The organism is Fervidobacterium islandicum (genome assembly GCF_000767275.3).
GTDB lineage: Bacteria > Thermotogota > Thermotogae > Thermotogales > Fervidobacteriaceae > Fervidobacterium > Fervidobacterium islandicum.
This window is the reverse complement of sequence record NZ_CP014334.2, coordinates 1,339,318-1,359,610: the sequence shown is the minus strand read 5'-3', so window position 1 is coordinate 1,359,610 and position 20,293 is coordinate 1,339,318. Positions and strand designations below refer to the sequence as shown.

Here is a 20,293-nt window from a genome sequence, read left to right as displayed (position 1 = left end):
GAGTATGACTGTAATAACGAGCCAAGAGATGAGAGAACTAGAAAAAAGAACTATAAATGATTTTGATATTAACGAAGAAATACTTATGGAACGGGCTGGGATTTCCGTAGTCCAAGCGATTTGGAATGAGTACGGCGAATTGTCGAACAAGAGTTTTGTTGTTGTTTGCGGTTCTGGTAACAACGGTGGAGATGGATATGTTGTTGCAAGGGACCTTCTTAATTATACGGAAGCGGTAAGGGTTATCGCCGTAGCACAGCCCAATTCAGAGGTGGCGAAGAAAAATTACGAAAGGTATTTAAAGCACGGAGGAATTGTCTACATCTACCAAGACCTCGGATTAGAGAAAGCCTCAAGGATCATTTCCGAAGCGGATATCGTTGTTGATGCGTTGTTTGGAACGGGTTTGAGTAGAGAGATTACCGACGATAATTTGGTCAGATTGATTGAAGTTATGAACCTATACTCCAAACGGATTGTTTCTGTGGACATACCATCCGGTGTCTCTGCAGACAACGGAAAAATCATGGGATGCGCAGTTCAGGCAGACTTAACGGTAACTTTTGGCTTCCCAAAAGTAGGGCACTTCTTGTTCCCGGGCCGTGAATTGTGTGGAAAGCTCAAAATAGCGAAGATAGGTATTCCCAGTTTAGAGATGCTAACTTATGATACCAATAAAGAACTTATAACAGCCGAAGCATTGTACCTACCAAACAGACCGCGCTGGTCAAACAAAGGAACTTATTTGCAGGTATTAGTATTGGGTGGTTCAAGTAAATACATAGGTGCACCAATTTTGAGTGCTCTTTCGGCGTTGAAAAGTGGAGCAAGTATGGTGAAGTTGATTTCCATTTCCAAAGTTTGTCAATGTGCACTGAGTCACGACCCGTCTTTGATATGTTTTGACGTCGGTGACGGTTTTAATGTGGAAAGAATTGAAGAATTTATTTCAAACATTAGCAAAGATGTGGTTTTTGTTCTTGGTCCTGGTTGGGATACGGAGAATGCAGAAGAAAAACTCAGGATAATTAAAAAAGTTTTACAATCACCTAATGACGTTATAATAGACGCGGACGGTCTCAACGTTTTGGCCCAGAATGTCGAAGTTCTAAAAGAGAAAAACCCTATGAAGACGGTTATTTTGACTCCGCACCCAGGGGAGTTCTCCAGGTTAGTCAAAAGGCCTATCGAAGAGGTTAAGCAAAATTACGAATTGTTGTTCGAGTTCTCAAGGAAATACGGGGTTATAACGGTTCTGAAAGATGCAACTTCCATAATCGCAGACGAAAAGAAGATATACTTTAACATTACTGGGAACACAACACTTTCGAAGGCTGGAAGCGGTGATATCCTTTCTGGTGTAATTGCCGGACTTCTTTCCCAGCACCTTGAACCCACTGAGGCAGTCAAGACAGGTGTGTATCTTTTTGGCTTAGCAGGAGAACTGTTACCAGTAGAAGGTATGAACAGCGCGTTTGATGTGCTAAATTATATCTCAGAAGCCTTTAAAGCACTTAAAGAAAGAAGATAGAGTCTTCTATACTTTTTGAAACCGGGGTGATAAGGTGTGGATTTTATAGGTTCAGAATTCAATTTTGATAAGAGTTCAGATGCTGTTGAGAGATTTATAAGGTTCTTAATATCAAACAACGAGCTATCGCTTGCCAGAAATATATTGGAAGCTCTCGGCAAAAAGTACAGTCACTTACTATTCGAACTGGAAGTGAAGGCAGGAAATTACACCAGGGCTGTCGAGATTTTCAATTTTATGCCCAGGGAAAAGCAAGAGCTTTACATACATGTTGTTGAAACCATAGAAAAAGATGCAAGCACTGTGTCTGAGGCACTTGAAAAGATTCTTAAGGAATTCAACGAAGAGAATTATCCAATAGTAATAGCCGAGGTTCAGAGGATAAAGAAGGAGTTTCCTCAAATAGTAGAAATCATCGCGATGGAACTTCTAACAGCGCTTAAACGCTCAGATAAGAAGAAGATAGAACTGCTATCGGAAATTCTTCGCCAGCTCGACAAAACTCATCCTGTCCTTACACAGGTCAAAAAGCAAAAATCTATGAGCGGTTTTCTCCTACCAGCAGTTACATTGGCCATTTTTGTCGTTGTTTTGGTAAACCTAGTCATTTCTGTGACAAACTTTACGAAATCTGGAAGTCTTGAATTTGATAAACTGGAAAGAAGTATCGCAAGTCTCCAAGGGAAAGTAGAAGGGTATACGACTGACATGTCGAAGAAGTACGAGGAACTGTCCAAGACATTGGAACTTGTAAAGACCAGTCTTGATTACATAGACAAAAAGCTTGAAAACCCCGTTCAAACATCAAATGACGTGTTGGCAAAACCCCTCTCAGACCAACTGTCTTTAATAAACGAAAAGTTATCAATTGTTGAGAACGAGCTGAGCAAACTCGCAAAAGATGTTAATACCAGAGCAAATCCAACTACTACTTCTGGCGTTCAGACGACGGTTGTTAAGTACGACGATGCCACATTAAAAGAACTCAGTTCTCAGGTAAAGCAGCTAAAAGAGAAAATAGTTTCCCTTGAAAGCAGATTGGAAAGCGTAAAGACGTCTTCATCCGTTGCTGCGGGCTCTTCTTCGGATGATTTTGAAAAGATTTACTCGGAGCTTGATAACGTCAAGGCCCGTTTGAACCGAATAGAAAACAACGTAGTTGAGATAGCAAAAGCTAATATCAGCGAGAATATGAAAAATATTGCAACAAAATTAAATGAAATCTCATCTCAGATTTCTCAGCTAAGCCAATCGTCATCAAATTCAGCAAAGTCTTCACAAATAGATTCTAAGCTCTCACTTGAGCTTGAGGAAATTCGGAAACGACTTGACATTCTAACTCAGTCTGTAGGAATCATGTATGCGGAAGTTTCATCGCTTAAGTCGCAACCTGTTGAATCGACGATAATACAGCAAGAAGTTGGCTCAACTTCCGCTGAAAGAATCTTAGCTTTAGAACAAAAGCTCGAAGAAGTTCTGACTTTGATACGCGGGCTTTCAAACAAGGCTGATTCCCAGCGAATTAGCCTTGGTAATATAGAAGACAAGGTTTCGAATTTAAGCAAGGAAACAACTACTGTAAAAGGCTATACCGAAAGCGTTTCAAAGCAGGTCGCTGACTTGCGAAATGATATAGAAACTTTGAAATCAAGCGTGTCTAAGATATTGGAGATGTTGAATTCTCTAAATTTGAACACTCAAAAAATTCCAGATGACTCATCATCTGTGGATAAGAAAACAGAAGATTTGTCGAAGGTCGAAAAATCGAAAAATAGCTCGAATAGTTTGGAACAAAGTTCTTCCTCCGCTTTTATCCCCACTTATACATCGACCAATTCCGCGATTCAGACTCAGCAAGTTGTCGAACAAAAGGTTGTAAGTACAAATCAGCGAAGCGAGGTTGTTGAGCAAATTCTCAATCAAACAAAAGACTTGAGGGAACTGTTCCTCGTTGGTTTGAAGTTCTACGTCGACGGACAGTACGAAAATGCTGTGGCCATTTTCTCGTACATAGAACCACGTATCGAGGATATTGACGTTTATTTCAAAGAAGATGTTTACTACTACGGAATTCTCAGCTATCTTGGGCTTGGAAAAAGGGACGAGGCAGTGAAAAAATACGAAGTATACAAAAAGCTCTACCCGGCTGGACAGTACGTTAGGGAACTTAGTACTTATTTTAAATGATTAAAAATATGCAAACAGACGGATGAGGTGTGAGTGTATGCAAGAAATGGAGAAGACAAACAGTGTTCTCTTTTCCAGAGAAGTGAAACCTTCGCTTTTTGATTACCTACCGATAGATTGGTCTAACATCTTCGGTAACAACAACGGTGTTATCGTCGAAATTGGCTTTGGAAGTGGGGAATATTTGCAGTCATATGCAGTTAAACATCCAGAGAAGAATTTCGTAGGTTTTGAAGTATCAATTACCTCTATGAAAAAGGCCCATAAAAGGATAGAAAACCTTGATAACGTGAGATTGGTAATAACCGATGCGAGATTCGGACTCAGAGAGTTCTTTGGACCTAAGAGTGTTGAAAAAGTTGTCATGAACTTCCCCATTCCATGGGATAAGAAATCGCATGAAAGACGACGTGTTATCGTACCAGAGTTTTTTGAAACATTATCAAATGTTCTCGTAGACGATGGGACGTTTGAACTGGCGACGGACGTTGAGTGGTACGCAAAACAAACGATGGAAACAGCTAAAGAGATGGGGTTTGAAGTCGTTGAGTTTTTGGAAAACCCTGACAGGGAGATCAAAACACGCTACGAGCAGAAGTGGATTAAGTACGGTAGAAACATATATTCGCTTTTGATAAGGAAGGTTAAACATTTAGAAGTCGAAAGATTAATAGGAGGTAGGCACGAAATGCCTCATGCGAGAAGCGTTGTTATCGAGGAAAAAATATCACTACTAAACAACAAGATTTTCAAGGAAGGTAAAAAAGTAATAGTTGTGAAAGGTGTTTACAAATCGACTCATAACGATGCCTACGTTATAAAAGTAATTTCAACAGATGGTGAATTTCAACAGCATTACTATTTGGTTGCTTACCCGGAAGAGCCCGGAAGCAGAGAATGGATAATAAAACTGGATAGTGCTTCAAATCCTTACAGGACACCTGCGGTAAAATGGTCTGTCCAAGTTTTGGCTGAGTTCTTAGCACAAGAATGACAAAGAAAATAGAGGTGTTTTCAATATGAGATACTTTGTCCTCGGGGCAGGGAGCTGGGGTTGTACAATTGCACAAATGCTCAAGGAAAATGGGCACGAGGTTCTACTGTGGGCGCATAGCGAAGAACACGCGCAGTTGTTGAACACAAGGAAAAAGATGCCCCATCTTCCGGATGTGAATTTGGATGTTTCGGTGACATCTGATATATCGGTAGGAAGAAATTTCGACGTCTTGGTTCTTGCTGTTCCTGTTCAGTACATCAGGGGTGTTTTGCAAAAAATCGATTATGATGTCCACGTAGTGCTCAATCTGTCCAAGGGAATTGAGATAAGTACCGGTAAGAGAGTATCCGAGATCGTTCAAGAGATTCTAGGGAGCGAGTACGCAGTTCTATCAGGACCTTCTCATGCTGAAGAGGTTGCTCTGAAGTTGCCAACAGCCGTTGTTGTAGCAGGAGCGATGGCACCAGAATTTCAAAAGGAGTTCTCGAACGAATATTTCAGGGTCTACGTTCACGACGATGTTGTTGGTATCGAACTGGCTGGTGCCCTCAAAAATGTTATTGCGATAGCTGCTGGAATTGTCGACGGACTTGGTGGGTGGGACAACGCAAAGGCTGCGTTGGTTACGCGTGGATTGTACGAAATTGCGAAGTTCTCTATAGAATTTGGAGCCAATCCACTAACGTTTATGGGACTCGCCGGAATAGGGGATTTGGTGGTTACATGTGGAAGTAAGCACAGCCGGAACAGGCGTTACGGCGAAATGATCGCAAAAGGTTTTGACCCTATCTATTTACTTGAAGCCAGCAAGGAGATCGTTGAGGGTGCGTTTACGTGTAAAGCCGTTGTCGAGAATTACGGCGATAGGTACGATTTACCTATCATCAAAGAGGTCTACGAGGTCGTCTACAACAAAAAGTCACCGATTGATTCTATAAAATCTTTAATGACCAGGTCACTTAAGGTCGAGATGGAGGAAGTAAGAAGATGGTTGGAAAAGAATTTGAAAAATTAGTTGAAATCATGGCTCAGTTACGTGGTGAAAACGGTTGCGAGTGGGATAAAGCACAGACACACGAAAGCTTGAAACCGTACCTGATAGAAGAAGCATACGAAGTACTTAATGCAATTGACAATCAAGATGATGAAGAACTGAAAGAAGAACTCGGAGATGTGCTCTTGCAAGTGGTTTTTCATTCGCAAATTGCTGCGGAACGTGGAGCGTTTACTATAGAAGATGTCATAAGGACACTTTCTGACAAACTTATCAGGCGTCATCCACATGTGTTTGGTGATGCACAGGGTTATTCTTATGCGCGTTGGGAAGAGATAAAGGCTAAAGAAAAAGGTCAGAAGAAACGCTCAAGCATAGGTGATGTGAACCACGCACTGCCAGGACTTTCGTTAGCCAGAAGGGTCCAAGAAAACGCCGCTGACGTTGGATTTGACTGGACTGAAATCGAAGATGTTTGGAACAAGGTGGAAGAGGAGATAAGAGAACTGAAAAAAGCGAAGAATGAAGAAGAGATAGAAGAAGAGATGGGTGATTTACTCTTTGCGATAGTAAATCTGGCAAGGTTTTTAAACGTAGACCCAGAGAGCGCAATTAGAAAAGCTACAGAAAAATTCATCACAAGGTTCGAAAAAATGGAAAAGGAAATAGAAAAAGATGGGAAGAAGTTAGAGAATATGACCGTTTCTGAGATGGATGAATATTGGAATAAAGTAAAAGCGACAGAGTACAAACATCCAGAGGTACACGAGGAAGTGAAAGAAAAATGATCGTGTACGGCAGGAATGTTTTAAAAGAACTCTTCCAAAGCAAACAACCGATAAAGATGGTGTACTTTTCCGATAGTGGTGATAAGGAATTAGAAGGCCTTGTAGAGGAAGTCAAGAAAAGGAAGATACCATACTCTATAGCGCCTAAAAATGTTTTGAAAAAATTGTGCGGCGAGGAGAAAAACCAAGGCGTTGTTATAGATATCGGCGAATTTGAATATGCAGACGAGAACGATTTACCAGATAATCCGTTTCTTGTTCTTCTTGACCAAATTCAAGACCCGCAAAATCTCGGCGCTATTGTAAGAACTTGTGTTGCGGCAGGCGTTGATATGGTCGTGCTGACAAAGGATAACAGTGCCCATGTTACACCCGGAGCAGTTAAAGCATCTGCAGGAACGGTCTTTAGAATACCGATAGCCATAACCGTGAATCTGTCGAGGTATATTGAAAAGCTCAAAGAAAACGGTGTCTGGGTTTTCGGAGCGGATATGAGAGGCAAACCTATCTGGGAAGCGGACTTAAAAAGACCTCTTGCCATCGTTCTTGGCAACGAAGGTAGTGGGATTCGGCAGCTTGTAAAACAATCATGCGACGAGTTGGTCTCAATTCCAATGAAAACAGCTATTGATTCGCTGAACGTATCCGTCAGTGCAGGTATTATCGTGTATGAAGTGCTCAGACGCGAGATGGCGAATGGATAATTTCAACTGTGGAGAGATGGTGGAAGTTGACTATCGTTTCAGGGAACGCTCTGGTGACAAGTGAGTACGATGTGGATATATTCATAACCACCAGCATCAACGGATACAAATTCAACGTTCCGTATACCTTTTATTTCGACGGGAATAAGGTCTACATCTATCAATACGCATTACTTAAACATACCATCGAGAAAAAGGTCAATGTGAAATTCGATAACTTGGTTTTTCGCATTCTCATAGGTAACGAAATAGGCATAATCGAAAACTACGTCAAGCATCCTCCACACCTGTTCATATGTTTCGAGCGGACAAGTTATCCGTCTAAGTTTTTTTACAGAAAATCCCAGATGTGGATAGGTGCCCAGGTTTCAAAGATAAACGTCTTTGGTCATATTGTATACAACAACACCGTGAATCGTATGCTTTTTTCCGCAAATGTCGATGAAGGAGTCATTTTTGAAGGGACCGGTGTAGTCGTTCTTGATGAGAATCTTATATTTTCAAACAAAAAGGAAGGTACTTACAAGAACCGCAAAAAACAAAGTGAGCAGTAATTGGAAATGCTTGATTTTAGTAACTTGGTTTAAAACTTTACAAAGTGGGGGAACTCGTGTTGCTGAATGAATTGAACAATGTTAGCAATAATGGACTTTTTGATTTCGTTGCGTTCTGTTCTTCGGGGTTGGAAGGTGCGGTGGCGTTAGAGCTTAAGAAGTTCGGATATAAGGTCTATTATTCCTCCTCCGGGAGGATATTTTTTAAAGCAAGGGTGGAAGATATACCTTTCTTAAACTTGTACATGAAGACGGCCGATAGAATATCATTGCTGATTAAGAGATTCAAAGCTGAGACCTTCGATGAACTTTTCGATAACGTTAAAAGTTCGAATTTAAGTGAGCTGGTGGAAAAGAACGCAAAAATTGTAGTAGATAAGTTGAAGATAACGAATTCAAAACTCAGTGCTACCGGAGCGGTTGCTTCGGTTTTGAAAAAAGCCATCGTAGAGAATTTGGGAGGAACTAACGAAAGTGGTCCTGTTTACAGCTTTGTACTTGTTTTGAAAGATGACGAAGCATTCTTGCTTCTTGATACTTCGGGAGATGCTCTATCGAAACGTGGCTATCGACTGAAGACAAGTAAAGCACCACTAAGAGAGACAATAGCTGCGGCAATTGTTGTTCTTTCACGCTGGGATTTTGAAAGCAGTGCTCCTCTTTTTGATACCTTCTGTGGCAGTGGTACAATTCCAATAGAAGCTGCTACACTCAACTTGCCAAACATAAGCAGAAGATATATTTCCGAGGAATGGAAAATCCTAAAAGAGCACTGGGAAAAAGTAAAAAAACGATCACTTGGAGAGCTCAAGCAACTTTCCAAGAAGCTCACACAAGCTTTTATCCACGGGAGCGACATCGATTGCCAAGCTATAAAAGTGGCACAGGAAAACATGAAGCGAGCTTCTCAAATCTTTCAAACAAAGCTACCGATTAAATTTTCTTGTACTGATTTTAGAGATTTGGCTACTTTCAATGGAAAGGCTTGGATAATTTCGAACCTTCCGTACGGTGAACGTTTGGATGACAAGAATGTAATAGAAGGTGTGAAGATATTGAGAGAGAAGTTCCCAAATGGAAATTTTTATCTACTCCATGCCGACAAAGATTTTGAAAAGCTCTTTGGTAAGGCGAGAAAGAAAATAAGATTTCAGAACAGCGGCATTTGGACATACCTTTTCATGTACTACTGATTTCTGAAAAGGTTCTTAAAAAGAGGGTGTTATCATGCTTCTTGTTGAAGAATTTCTCGACAATTGTTATGAAATTGCCAGAGACGTAAGTGAAGAATCTTTCAACGCACTAGTAGAGTACATTGAAGATAATTACGAAAGGATAGATGACCCTCTTCTTTTTGAAGATGAAATCCGCAGTAAGCTCGAAGATTTTAAGAATTATATAATTGAAGCCAAAAAACTCTCAACAGAGCGTGCATTGAAAAGGCTTTCCCAGGTGTGCGGAATGGTGGAACGCTTTAAGTACAATTTCCTGACGTATTCTATTACATGCGAAGGTACAGAAGCTGGTAAGCCATTGGAAGTGCCGATAAAATACGCAAAAGGTGTCGGACCAGCGCGTGAGAAACTACTCAAAAAACTCGGCATCCAAACCATAGGGGATTTGGTGAGCTTTTTCCCGAGAGATTATGAAGATAGAAGAAAAATTATCCCTTTGATGTACGTTCGCGAGAACGAGAAAATAACAACCAAAGGCATTTTGAAGAGCATTGAAAAAACCAAGAAGGGAGACCTGGTAATTATCAGTGCACTCTTGCAGGATGGAATCAATCAGGTGATTCTAAAGTGGTTCAATCAGGAGTTCAAAGAGCTGGAGTTGAAACAGCTTGTGGGTAAGGAAATCTACGTTACTGGTACTGTTAAAAGAGGATTTTTTGGAGCCATGGAGATCCAAAACGCGGAAGTTTCTGTAAGTGAAACACCCGAAAGGGCGATCCTTCCGATATATCCGTTAACGGAAAATCTAACGCAAAAGGCAATTAGAAAAATCGTATATGAAAATCTTCCGAGCATATGTAACTTGAAGGAGATGTTACCTAAGGAACTAATTGAGGAAAGAAGACTTATCGATGTGTGGAAAGCATACACTGGAATGCATTTTCCAAAGAGTGCCTTTCATTACAAAATATCCAGAAGACGCTTAGCTTACGAAGAACTGCTTTTGTTCCAAATTGCTTTGTATCTGTCAAAGCAAAACGTCAAACAAGTTGGCGGTATTGCAAAAAATTTTTCTGGAAAACTTGCCGAAGAATTCATCTCAAAATTACCATTCAAACTCACAAATGCTCAAAAAAGGGCGCATTCGGAGATCCGTGGAGACATGCGCAGCCCAGATCCAATGAACAGGTTACTCCAGGGAGATGTTGGCAGTGGTAAGACGCTGGTTGCTGAGCTTGCGATAATAGATAACTACGAAGCCGGTTATCAGAGTGCATTTATGGTTCCAACTTCAATCCTTGCCATTCAGCATTTTCAAAAGCTCTTCAATCATTTAACAGACCTCGGTATAAGGGTTGCACTACTCATAGGATCCACTTCTCAGAAAGAAAAAGATAAGATAAAATTCGCTCTAAAAAACGGTGATTTGGACGTTGTGGTTGGAACACATGCACTCATCCAAGAGGACGTACACTTTGCAAACCTCGGGCTTGTGATAATAGATGAGCAGCACAGATTTGGAGTAAAACAAAGGGAAGAATTGATATCGAAAGGTAAAGTTGTGGATACACTCATCATGACGGCAACTCCCATCCCAAGAACACTATCACTCACTCTGTACGGTGATTTAGACGTTTCCGTTATAGACGAGATGCCACCTGGTAGGAAAGAAATCAAGACGTTCACATTGAGACATACAAGGGCGAAAGAAGTCTATAAATTCGTTAGAGAGCAGGTCCTTGAAAACGGAGACCAGGCCTACATTGTATACCCGTTAATCGAACAATCGGAAGCCATCAATGCAAAAGCTGCGGAAGATATGTACAGAACTCTCAGTAAAGAGGCATTCCCCGATATCCCCATGGGATTGCTTCACGGACGAATGTTGGATGAAGAGAAAAGCGATGTTATGGCTAAGTTTGCTCGAGGCGAAATAAAGATCTTGGTTTCAACGTCGGTTATAGAAGTCGGAGTAGATGTTCCAAATGCAACCATAATGGTTATCGAGAACGCCGAGCGATTTGGACTTGCGCAACTGCATCAGCTTAGGGGACGTGTTGGTAGAGGTGAGAAGCAAAGTTACTGTTTCCTTATTGTGAGTGAAGCTGGCGAAGAGGCGTGGGATAGACTCCAGTTCTTCGCGAGCACCAACGATGGCTTCAAAATCTCAGAATACGACCTAAGATTGCGAGGACCTGGTGAATTTTTCGGTACACGTCAGCACGGACTGCCTGAGTTTAAGGTCGCAGACATCGTGTCGGATACAGAGCTGATGCTCATAGCTCGTGAAGATGCCAAGCGTATAGTTGAAAATTATCCAGATAGTGAGATAATAAGAGAGGTATACAAGATTTACGGTGAGCGAATCAAATTTTTAGATGTTGGATGAACTTTCAAAGTATGTTATAATTAATTAGCAACTTAATTCACAATAAAACTCAAGGGAGGTATGACGGGATGAAAAAGTACGCAAAAACTCACGAATGGATTGATACCGAAACAGGAAAAGTTGGAGTTTCGAACTACGCTCAGGAACAACTCGGGGATATTGTCTACGTTGAACTTCCAGCTGTTGGTAAAGAAGTTAAGAAAGGAGAAAGAATAGTATCTCTTGAGAGTGTCAAAGCTGCTGGCGATGTATACGCACCAGTCAGTGGAAAGATAGTAGCAGTTAACGATAAAGTTAACGCAACTCCGGAACTAATAAACCAAGACCCAGAAGGCGAGGGCTGGCTAGTTCAAATCGAACCATCTAATCCAGCTGAGTTTGATGAGCTTTTGACAGAAGACGAGTACAAAGCTACACTGTAAGTTTCGAGGATGTGGTCAAATGACAAACGTGAATGCTTATTCTGTCTTGATGTTCATTGCCAACATCGTCTTAGCGGTACCTATACTACTTGCCGTGGTACAGCAAGCCAAGGCTTCAATGAATATTGCAAACGTTGTATCCGCAGTGTACATACTTATTTCCGTTGGGTTCTTTTCAGGAGACTTCAAAGCTTTCTTCACTAAACTCGGACTCTCCATATCACCTGTAGCCTACGTGATTTTGGCAGTTTTTACGTTCCTTATCGCAAGGGATTTTGGAGAGCTGAGAGTTAGGCAAGGTATGAGGAAAGCGGTTTTGATGAGTGTGATAATGATAGTTCTGAATATCATTGATTTCTTCTGGGTGAAGAGCGCAGCACTCATACCGCTGTTCTCAATCACTTGGACTTACGTAGCTGTGATTGTTATTGGTATAATGAAGTGGAACATAGAGTAACTTTGCGTTTCGATAGAAATGAAAGCCCGCATCTTGTTAAATGCGGGCTTTTTTCTTTCGTTTTTGTGGTATAATATGAAAAAGGTACGAACTGGAAATGTAAAGCATACATTAGAAAAACGTAGATTGGAGGTGTAAACGTGCGAAAAACGAAGATAGTTGCAACTATAGGACCAGCAAGTGAATCAGAAGAGAATATCGTTAAACTCTTAGAGTGCGGAGTTAATGTCTTTAGGTTGAACTCTTCTCATGAAACTATCGATGTCCACAGGGAAAGAATTAAGAGACTAAAGAGGGTAAGAGAAGGAGGATATCAGTTCGCTATACTTCTTGATTTGGCAGGTCCGAAGATAAGAACTGGTAAGTTTGAAACGGAATATGTAACGCTTGAGGATGGAAAAGAGGTTGAGGTTATCTGCGGCGAAGAATTCGTCGGGAACGCACAGCGTTTCTGGATAAATTACGATAAGTTGTATGAAGAAATCAAGCCAGGCGAGAAGATTCTAATAAATGACGGAGCTGTGGCATTAAGTGTAAAGAGTGTCGATAAGTCAAGTAAGACGATATTGTGCACGATTGAACGTGGAGGAACAATCACTCACAAGCGTGGTGTTAATCTTCCGGGCGTCGATGTTTCTATACCATCCATCACAGAAAGGGATAAAGAATTCATCCAACTCGGGAACGAGGAAGGCATAGATTACTTCGTACTGTCATTTGTCAGAAAGGCGAAAGACGTTGAAGATGCGAAGAAGTTAACAAGTATTCCCATCGTAGCTAAGATAGAAACTGCTCAAGCGCTAGACAACTTGGAAGAAATTGTTCTAAAGGCTGATGCTGTTATGGTTGCGCGTGGAGATTTAGGCGTAGAAATACCGATAGCGCAGGTTCCAATCGCTCAGAAAAGGATAATAGAGGTTGCCAATCTTTACAAAAAGCCCGTAATAACTGCAACGCAGATGCTTGAAAGTATGATAAATAGTGCAACTCCAACGAGAGCCGAGGTAACGGATATATCCAACGCTATTTTGGACGGAACAGATGCGGTAATGCTATCAGCGGAGACCTCCATCGGTAAGTATCCATGTGAAGCGGTCCGAGTTATGGATGAGGTTGCTAAGAACACGGAGGCTTACATGGAAGAGTACGAAACGTTTAGGCTCGACTGGTTAAAAGAGTATTCCTCGAGTTTGGATTTGCCAAGTGCCATTTCCTATGCAGCGACGAATCTGGCTAAGAACATCGATGCAAAGCTCATAATAACGGCAACGGGTACAGGGGCAACTGCTATACATGTTTCTAAATACAAACCATCGATACCTATAATGGCTGCAACAAACTGCTACGAAACCTTCTGCAGGTTGTCTTTGGTTTGGGGTGTGGTTCCGGTAATGCTCGAAAGGAGCTTAACAACGGACGAGATGATAGAAGAGGTTACAAGAAAGGCAAAAGAACTCGGATTTGTCCAGACCGGTGATAAGGTTGTTATCGTTGCCGGTATTCCATGGGGAAAACCCGGAACAACTAATACAGTCCAAGTCCAAGAAATCAAATAAAATTAACGAAAGCTACAAAAAATCCTACTTGAATTTGCAAAGAGAATTGGTATAATATACCACGTAGTGGTTTCTACCGTGTTGTTTGAAACACAGGAAATATAAAGCAATTAAAATCAAAATAAAGGAGGAAGCGGTCATGGCAAAGTGCGAAATTTGCGGAAAAGAACCAAGAGCAGGTAAAAACGTCAGCCACTCCAACAGACACACGAACAGATGGTTCAAGCCAAATGTCCAGAAAGTGAGAGTTTTGCTTGATGACGGAACTGTAAAAAGGATGAACGTCTGCACAAGCTGTCTGAAGGCTGGAAAGGTCAAAAGGTACGTAAGCAAATCACAATCCGTTTCAGTGGAGGCATAAAAAGCGGGGAAACACCCCGCTTTTTTTGAAGGTAGATGATTATGGTCATGAGAGTGAAGAAGTGGTATAAATTGCTAATATTATCATCAGTTATATCGAGCACACCAGTTGTGCTCTATCTTTTTTCTTTGCAGTTATCGAGTTTGGTGCTCTTTCTAGTTATGTCCAGCTACGCCGGTCTGTTATTACTTTTAGTAGAAAGCCTTATCTTAAAGCTGGAAGTCTCAAACAGCGAACTTTCAACGATATACTTTTCTGTGCCGTTAAGTGATATAATTGAGGTTGAGGATGGATTGTTTGCAACGAAGATAAGAACAAGATGGAGGGTGTACAGGTTACCTCCTATGGAAAACATACATATGATTCCCAGTAAAACTTCTAAAAGTCGGTTTTAATTGGGAAATTGCATCTTAATACGAGGGTTGGGAGGCGCTGTTTGTGGAAAGTCGAAGGACATTTGCAGTGATAAATGTTAGAAATTATCTTAGCAATCTTCAGTTCTTCCAAGAGCACTGCGCGCCGGCAAAAGTTATGCCTGTGGTCAAGGCAAATGCGTATGGACATGGTGCCGTGGTTTTGGCAAAGGCAGCTGAGCGTGCTGGGATAGACTATTTTGCCGTGGCGTTTTTGGAAGAAGCACTTGAGCTGCGTGAACATGGTTTGAAATCCAACATCTTGGTTTTCAACTACGTAGAACCAGATATGCTAACGATAGCTTACAAACATAACATCACAATCACACTTTACTCTTGGGAACAGCTTTGGAGGTATTCAAAGGAAGTGCTGAAACCAAGATGTCACATTAAGATAGACACGGGGATGCGTAGGTTGGGAGTTCCTACTGAACAAGCGCAGGAATTTCTTGAAGCGGTAAGAAAAGCAGGATTCGAGGTCGAAGGGGCATATACTCACTTTGCTGTAGCAGACAGCTTGGAAGAGTCGGATGTTGCATTCACTAAAAAACAAGCAGAAGAATTTTCAAGACTTGATCTCGATGTTAAGATAAAACACGTTTGCAACAGTGGAGCAGGGATTTCAAAAGTTGTGAATTGCTTTGACTACGTCAGGGTAGGAATAGCGAGCTACGGTCTGCAACCAGGGGACACGGTTCAGAGTGAAAAATTGAAACCCGTGCTGACTTGGAAAACCATCGTTTCGCATGTGAAAACCATACAACCTGGTGATACTGTGAGCTACGGTAGGACGTTTACAGCTTATAGTGAAATGAAAATCGCGACTATTCCTGTTGGATACGCTGATGGATACTGGAGGAGTTTATCCAATAAAGGATACGTTCTAATTCATGGAGAAAGATGCCCAATCGTTGGAAGGGTTTGTATGGACCAGTTCATGGTGGATGTCAGCCATTTAGATGACGTAAAGATTGGAGACGAAGTTGTTCTCATCGGCAAACAAGGTTCAAATCAGATTACTGCGGAAGAGATTGCAAAATTGGTAGGGACTATAAATTACGAGGTAACCTGCAGAATTTCAGAGCGGGTACCGAGAAAATACGAGGGGTTGGAATTGTGAACGGATTTAGAGAGGCTCTCGAAAAGCTCAGATCTCCCTATGTGGAGGAATTAAAAAACTGGATCGATAAAGAAATTGATGGGATATACAAAATTAGAAGCAAGAAGCTTCAGGAATCCAAGGACGGAAAAAAATTCTTGCTTTTGACTTTGGAAGATCGAACCGGGAGTGTTCGAGCGATCGATTGGTACAACGCTGAATCAAATGACGAAAAGCTCCAGGTTGGTCATGTTGTCAATGTGAGAGGAAGAGTGGTATATTTCGAAGAGCGCGTGCAAATTAACGTCTTGAACGAACAGGATGCTGTAAGAAGACTTTCCGAGAATGAATATGATATAGAACGCTTTGTAAAAAGTGTTGAAAACGTTGATGAGATGTATAAATCACTGCTCAGGCTAATCGACACCATTCGGGATGAGGACTACAAAACGATTCTGCAAAGGTTCTTCGTTGAGGATAAAAACTTTGTAGAGATGTTTAAAAGTGCACCTGCGGGTATGAGGATACATCACGCATACAAAGGCGGGTTACTGGAACATTCTTTAAACGTCGCAAAACTTGTGGATAGTATCTGCAAAATTTATGGCCAACTCGACAGAGACCTTCTTGTTACAGGAGCGCTTCTGCATGATATTGGGAAAGTCAAAGAGTATATGGTCAATTACAACGGCATAGAGGTCACAACCGAAGGTGAATTGATGGGGCATATAGTCATCGGAGTTGAAATGTTGTCTCAAAAAGCTAAGGGAATACCATACGAAAAGTTGCTGAAACTAAAGCACCTTATCGCATCGCATCACGGCGAATTTGAATGGGGTTCGCCTGTCTTGCCGAAAACCCCCGAGGCACTCGTACTCCATTTTGTTGAAAACATGGATTCTAAAGTGAATAGAGTGATGCAGATTATTGATAAGGAAGATAGAGAAAAGAGTTGGAGTGAATACGATTCCAATCTCAGTAGAAGGTTCTTCCTCAAATAATAGCATAAAATTTGATTTTCGATTTATATCTTATGACGCGGAAAGATAGGAAGTAGGTGGAAGCTATGGCAAAATCTAAAGTCGTTGAAAAAGATAAGAAAAACGAATTGGATAACCAGAGCGCTGATATTGAATTGAAAGGACAAAGCAAGAACGAAGAATCCAAAGGCGGTAAGAAGAAAGTAATTATCGTTGAATCACCTGCGAAAGCGAAGACAATAGAGCGAATTCTCGGAAACGATTATCAAGTCATATCCTCAAAAGGTCATATCCGAGACCTGCCTCAAAAGCAATTTGGAGTAGACCTGAATTCACTCAAACTGGATTTTGAGATTATTCCAGGCAAGGAAAGTGTAGTTGAGCAGATAAAGAAGATGACTTCCGGGAAAGAGGTACTACTTGCGTCTGACCAAGACCGCGAAGGTGAAGCTATAGCTTGGCATCTTTCAACAATCCTCGGAGTTAAAGGAAAGAATAGAATTACGTTTACAGAAATCACCGAGCGTGCAATAAAAGAAGCGGTTAAGAATCCTCGAGAGATAGATATGAACAAGGTAAACGCACAACTTGCACGCAGGGTACTTGATAGAATTGTGGGCTACATGATTAGCCCATTACTTTGGCGTATCATAAAGGATGCAAGGAGTGCTGGAAGAGTCCAATCAGCTGCATTGAAGATAATTTGTGAACGTGAAAGGGAACGCTACAGATTTGTCCCGCAAAAATATTTCAAGGTCTGGATAGATATCGCTGGTTTGAAAGCGTACTTAACGAAGGTCGATGGAAAGAAAATAAAACCTACCGATATCACTGAAGAAATCTCGAAAGATGTACTTCAAAAAGTTAAGAGCGTACGATTGGTAGACATCGATGTCAAGGAAGTAAGAAAGAACCCACCTGCACCATTCATAACCAGTACTTTGCAGCAGGACGCTGCAAGCAAACTCGGTTTTCCAGTTTCCAAAACGATGAAAATTGCCCAGGAATTGTACGAAGGCGTGGATACAAAAGAAGGTCATACCGCGTTCATAACTTACATGAGAACAGATTCAACAAGGGTGTCAGACGTGGCTAAAGAAGCTGCGGAAAAGTTTATTTTGAAGAATTTCGGAAGAGAATATCTCAACGAAAGTTCAGAAGTTGCATCAAAGAAGGGCTCAAAGACGAAAGGTAAGATGCAGGATGCACACGAATGTATAAGACCTGTCGATGTGAATATTACACCCGAAAAGGCGAAAGAATTACTAGATAAGGACCACCATAAGTTGTACGAACTCATCTGGAAACGGTTCATCGCATCGCAGATGAGCAGCGCTATTTACAAACAGTACAGCTACGATTTCGAGAGTGGAAAGTACGTTTTTGAAGCGAGCATAAGGGAACGTATATTCGACGGTTTTGAGAAAGTGTACACGATAGATAACGAACCGAGCGAAAAACACAAGGAGTTGAAAGTAGACCAAGAATACTTAGTCGAACCGAAATCTGCAGAAGCGCAGACGACACCTCCGGATAGATATACAGAAGCTTCTCTTGTCAAGACGCTCGAGATGGAAGGAATAGGACGACCGAGTACATACGCAACTATTATTCAAACGCTTCTGGACAGAGGTTATGTGGTTAAGAAAAGAAAGACACTGATACCTACAATCCTTGGGTTCGTTGTGAACCATTATCTCGAGCAAAGGTTTCCAGATATAGTTGACAAGGGGTTTACGGCTGAGATGGAAAAGGAACTCGACGAGGTAGAGAACGGCAAGAAGGATTGGAAAGAAGTCGTTAAGTCGTTCCTAAAGGAGTTCAACAAAGACCTTGAGAGAGCCAAAAACGAGTTCTTTGCAATAGACTTTGACACCGATATAACTTGTGAGGATTGCTCAGGTAATTACAAACTCAAGGTTGGGAAGTACGGCTTGTATTTGCATTGTCCAAACTGCAAAACGAACAAGGCGTTGAAATCGGATGTGTTCGGCGTCATAGATGGAAACAAGTTGTACGTTTTAGAAGAACAAGAGAGTCAAGAAGAGAACGGTGAAAAAAATAGTGTGCAAAGTGAAGAATCGTCAGCCAACTCTGGTAATAGAAAATTCTACCGAAAGAGAAGAACTTCAGGAAGCAAAAAATCAAGTACCAAAAGTGCCTCATCAAAAGCGAAGAAGAAATAATGAGAGGTGTTTCTCGAATGGGACTCTGGGCGATTGGTGATATCCACGGTTGTCTAAGACCTTTGGAGCGACTGATAGAGAAGATATCACCAGGTGAAGGTGATAAATTAATCTTCCTTGGTGATTACATAGACAGAGGACCAGATTCTAAAGGCGTAGTTGATTTTCTGATCCATCTTTCCAAGAGAGTACAGTGCGTATTTTTGAGAGGTAACCATGAGCAGATGTTACTTGATGTTGTAGACAATAACGACGACATTTTTTTATGGAACTTAAACGGAGCGCAGGCTACGATTAGAAGTTACGGAAATCTTCTGGAACTTGAAACAAGTGAAGAGCACATGAATTTTTACAGAAACACGAAGTATTACCACATAGAGGGAAATTACCTCTTTGTCCACGGTGGTGTAAGACCAAATGTTTTGATTAATAGGCAAGAACCAAGGGACTTAATTTGGATTAGGGAAGAGTTCATACGCAAAAGGCACAATCTTGGCTTTATAGTAATCTTTGGTCATACCCCGTTTGAAGATGTGTACAAGGACGCAGACAAGATAGGCATCGACACCGGATGTGTCTACGGAGGTAAACTAACAGCTATTGAGCTAAAAATGGGAACTGTTGTTCAGGAGGTGTGCAGTAATGTATGATGAAATAATCAGACCAATAATAGTAGGTGTTTTTATGGGATGGGCAAATGTGATCCCGGGAGTTAGCGGTGGAACGATTGCCGTGATAATGGGGATTTTCGAGAGGTTCATAGATGTTATAAACGACATAATGGGATTCAAATTCAATAAGAAAGACTTGATTTTCATCGTAACCCTAGGTATTGGGATTCTTATCGGTATCGTAACGGGTAGCAAGTTACTCACATGGGCATTTCAAAACTATCCGTTCTACACTTACAGTTTCTTTTTCGGTCTCATACTTTTATCGTTGTGGAATTTCAGAAAGATGTTCTCACATTTCCGTTTTGTTGAGTTTATAATAGGACTATCTATAGTTGTAATTCCCTACATTTTTGAAAAGGCCCAGCGCTACCACACGCTTTCGGTTAAGACTGCTACTGATTACCTTCTTTTGGCACTTTCCGGTGCGATTGCGGGGGCTTCTATGGTATTGCCCGGTTTGAGCGGCTCACTTATGCTCATGCTCATCGGATACTACGAGACTGCAGTAAAAACGGTTTCTAAATTGACAAAAATCACCAGTGGTGGATTTACGTCTTCCGATATCTTCTTTCTTTTAGTTCTCGGAACAGGTGTATTGATAGGTGTTGGAGCCATTTCGAAGCTATTGAAAATCTGGTTTGAAAAGGCAAAGGTATCCATATTGAACTTCATACTTGGTCTGCTTGCCGGATCTTTGTACCCGATAACTCCAGCGTATCACGGTACAGGGAGTACTTTGGGAATGTTCATCTGGATTGCGGTAGGAGGCATAGTTGTCTACGCACTTGGTAATTTTGAGAGATAATTTAAAAAGAATTCATAAGGG

19 protein-coding genes are annotated in these 20,293 nt (G+C 41.3%); all 19 read left to right on the top strand.

Translation table 11 applies throughout. From position 1 onward, the window contains the following. Positions 1 to 4: 4 nt before the first annotated feature. The 19 genes from NA23_RS06485 to NA23_RS06395 all read left to right on the top strand — a co-directional run bounded on the left by NA23_RS06485 (position 5) and on the right by NA23_RS06395 (position 20,272). The gene (locus NA23_RS06485; protein WP_033191933.1) at positions 5 to 1,531 is read left to right on the top strand and encodes a bifunctional ADP-dependent NAD(P)H-hydrate dehydratase/NAD(P)H-hydrate epimerase; all 1,527 of its coding nucleotides are present in this window, start codon (positions 5 to 7) and stop codon (positions 1,529 to 1,531) included. Between the two features lie 36 nt (positions 1,532 to 1,567). Next, positions 1,568 to 3,718 (top strand): coiled-coil domain-containing protein, encoded by a 2,151-nt coding sequence (locus NA23_RS06480; protein ID WP_033191932.1) that lies wholly within the window; start codon positions 1,568 to 1,570, stop codon positions 3,716 to 3,718. A 37-nt stretch (positions 3,719 to 3,755) separates the two neighbouring features. Continuing rightward, on the top strand, positions 3,756 to 4,712 hold the full coding sequence (gene trmB, locus NA23_RS06475; RefSeq protein WP_052107185.1) for a tRNA (guanosine(46)-N7)-methyltransferase TrmB: 957 nt from the start codon (positions 3,756 to 3,758) through the stop codon (positions 4,710 to 4,712). 25 nt (positions 4,713 to 4,737) lie between these two features. Further along, positions 4,738 to 5,730 (top strand): NAD(P)H-dependent glycerol-3-phosphate dehydrogenase, encoded by a 993-nt coding sequence (locus tag NA23_RS06470; RefSeq protein ID WP_033191931.1) that lies wholly within the window; start codon positions 4,738 to 4,740, stop codon positions 5,728 to 5,730. Continuing rightward, positions 5,703 to 6,497 carry a nucleoside triphosphate pyrophosphohydrolase gene (gene mazG, locus NA23_RS06465; RefSeq protein ID WP_033191930.1) on the top strand — a complete coding sequence of 265 codons (795 nt, stop codon included), beginning with the start codon at positions 5,703 to 5,705 and terminating at the stop codon, positions 6,495 to 6,497. The genes NA23_RS06470 and mazG overlap by 28 nt, the downstream gene beginning before the upstream one ends. Continuing rightward, positions 6,494 to 7,201: a 23S rRNA (guanosine(2251)-2'-O)-methyltransferase RlmB gene (rlmB, locus tag NA23_RS06460; protein ID WP_033191929.1), complete on the top strand. Its 708-nt coding sequence runs from the start codon at positions 6,494 to 6,496 to the stop codon at positions 7,199 to 7,201. Before mazG ends, rlmB begins: the two co-directional genes overlap by 4 nt. A 26-nt stretch (positions 7,202 to 7,227) precedes the next feature. Beyond that, positions 7,228 to 7,755, top strand: a complete 528-nt coding sequence (locus NA23_RS06455) for a hypothetical protein (RefSeq protein WP_033191928.1) — start codon at positions 7,228 to 7,230, stop codon at positions 7,753 to 7,755. 59 nt (positions 7,756 to 7,814) lie between these two features. After that, entirely contained in the window at positions 7,815 to 8,948 is a 1,134-nt protein-coding gene (locus NA23_RS06450) for a THUMP domain-containing class I SAM-dependent RNA methyltransferase (RefSeq protein ID WP_236938332.1), read from the top strand. 34 nt (positions 8,949 to 8,982) lie between these two features. After that, a complete protein-coding gene (gene recG, locus NA23_RS06445; RefSeq protein WP_033191927.1) occupies positions 8,983 to 11,319 on the top strand; it encodes an ATP-dependent DNA helicase RecG in 2,337 nt (778 codons plus the stop codon). Between the two features lie 68 nt (positions 11,320 to 11,387). Continuing rightward, positions 11,388 to 11,741, top strand: a complete 354-nt coding sequence (gene gcvH, locus NA23_RS06440; protein WP_033191926.1) for a glycine cleavage system protein GcvH — start codon at positions 11,388 to 11,390, stop codon at positions 11,739 to 11,741. A 19-nt stretch (positions 11,742 to 11,760) separates the two neighbouring features. Then, complete coding sequence (locus NA23_RS06435; RefSeq protein ID WP_033191925.1) at positions 11,761 to 12,198, top strand: hypothetical protein; 438 nt, start codon at positions 11,761 to 11,763, stop codon at positions 12,196 to 12,198. 140 nt (positions 12,199 to 12,338) lie between these two features. Further along, positions 12,339 to 13,754: a pyruvate kinase gene (pyk, locus tag NA23_RS06430; RefSeq protein WP_033191924.1), complete on the top strand. Its 1,416-nt coding sequence runs from the start codon at positions 12,339 to 12,341 to the stop codon at positions 13,752 to 13,754. A 139-nt stretch (positions 13,755 to 13,893) separates the two neighbouring features. After that, complete coding sequence (gene rpmB, locus NA23_RS06425; protein ID WP_033191923.1) at positions 13,894 to 14,115, top strand: 50S ribosomal protein L28; 222 nt, start codon at positions 13,894 to 13,896, stop codon at positions 14,113 to 14,115. 41 nt (positions 14,116 to 14,156) lie between these two features. Continuing rightward, positions 14,157 to 14,510 (top strand): hypothetical protein, encoded by a 354-nt coding sequence (locus NA23_RS06420; RefSeq protein WP_033191922.1) that lies wholly within the window; start codon positions 14,157 to 14,159, stop codon positions 14,508 to 14,510. Between the two features lie 43 nt (positions 14,511 to 14,553). Then, positions 14,554 to 15,648: an alanine racemase gene (gene alr, locus NA23_RS06415; RefSeq protein WP_033191921.1), complete on the top strand. Its 1,095-nt coding sequence runs from the start codon at positions 14,554 to 14,556 to the stop codon at positions 15,646 to 15,648. Then, a complete protein-coding gene (locus NA23_RS06410) occupies positions 15,645 to 16,628 on the top strand; it encodes a 3'-5' exoribonuclease YhaM family protein (RefSeq protein WP_033191920.1) in 984 nt (327 codons plus the stop codon). The genes alr and NA23_RS06410 overlap by 4 nt, the downstream gene beginning before the upstream one ends. A gap of 65 nt (positions 16,629 to 16,693) precedes the next feature. Continuing rightward, a complete protein-coding gene (gene topA, locus NA23_RS06405; protein ID WP_033191919.1) occupies positions 16,694 to 18,793 on the top strand; it encodes a type I DNA topoisomerase in 2,100 nt (699 codons plus the stop codon). Continuing rightward, entirely contained in the window at positions 18,793 to 19,443 is a 651-nt protein-coding gene (locus NA23_RS06400; protein ID WP_236938331.1) for a metallophosphoesterase family protein, read from the top strand. The genes topA and NA23_RS06400 overlap by 1 nt, the downstream gene beginning before the upstream one ends. Continuing rightward, positions 19,436 to 20,272: a DUF368 domain-containing protein gene (locus NA23_RS06395; protein WP_033191917.1), complete on the top strand. Its 837-nt coding sequence runs from the start codon at positions 19,436 to 19,438 to the stop codon at positions 20,270 to 20,272. Before NA23_RS06400 ends, NA23_RS06395 begins: the two co-directional genes overlap by 8 nt. The last annotated feature ends 21 nt before the right edge of the window (positions 20,273 to 20,293 follow it).

Bases quoted from the DNA above. Each gene is read 5' to 3' on its own strand.
- NA23_RS06420 (WP_033191922.1), top strand. From the start codon at position 14,157: ATGGTCATGAGAGTGAAGAAGTGGTATAAATTGCTAATATTATCATCA.
- mazG (WP_033191930.1), top strand. From the start codon at position 5,703: ATGGTTGGAAAAGAATTTGAAAAATTAGTTGAAATCATGGCTCAGTTA.
- NA23_RS06485 (WP_033191933.1), top strand. From the start codon at position 5: ATGACTGTAATAACGAGCCAAGAGATGAGAGAACTAGAAAAAAGAACT.
- NA23_RS06400 (WP_236938331.1), top strand. From the start codon at position 18,793: ATGAGAGGTGTTTCTCGAATGGGACTCTGGGCGATTGGTGATATCCAC.
- NA23_RS06470 (WP_033191931.1), top strand. From the start codon at position 4,738: ATGAGATACTTTGTCCTCGGGGCAGGGAGCTGGGGTTGTACAATTGCA.
- trmB (WP_052107185.1), top strand. From the start codon at position 3,756: ATGCAAGAAATGGAGAAGACAAACAGTGTTCTCTTTTCCAGAGAAGTG.
- rlmB (WP_033191929.1), top strand. From the start codon at position 6,494: ATGATCGTGTACGGCAGGAATGTTTTAAAAGAACTCTTCCAAAGCAAA.
- NA23_RS06395 (WP_033191917.1), top strand. From the start codon at position 19,436: ATGTATGATGAAATAATCAGACCAATAATAGTAGGTGTTTTTATGGGA.
- recG (WP_033191927.1), top strand. From the start codon at position 8,983: ATGCTTCTTGTTGAAGAATTTCTCGACAATTGTTATGAAATTGCCAGA.
- gcvH (WP_033191926.1), top strand. From the start codon at position 11,388: ATGAAAAAGTACGCAAAAACTCACGAATGGATTGATACCGAAACAGGA.
- topA (WP_033191919.1), top strand. From the start codon at position 16,694: ATGGCAAAATCTAAAGTCGTTGAAAAAGATAAGAAAAACGAATTGGAT.
- NA23_RS06435 (WP_033191925.1), top strand. From the start codon at position 11,761: ATGACAAACGTGAATGCTTATTCTGTCTTGATGTTCATTGCCAACATC.
- rpmB (WP_033191923.1), top strand. From the start codon at position 13,894: ATGGCAAAGTGCGAAATTTGCGGAAAAGAACCAAGAGCAGGTAAAAAC.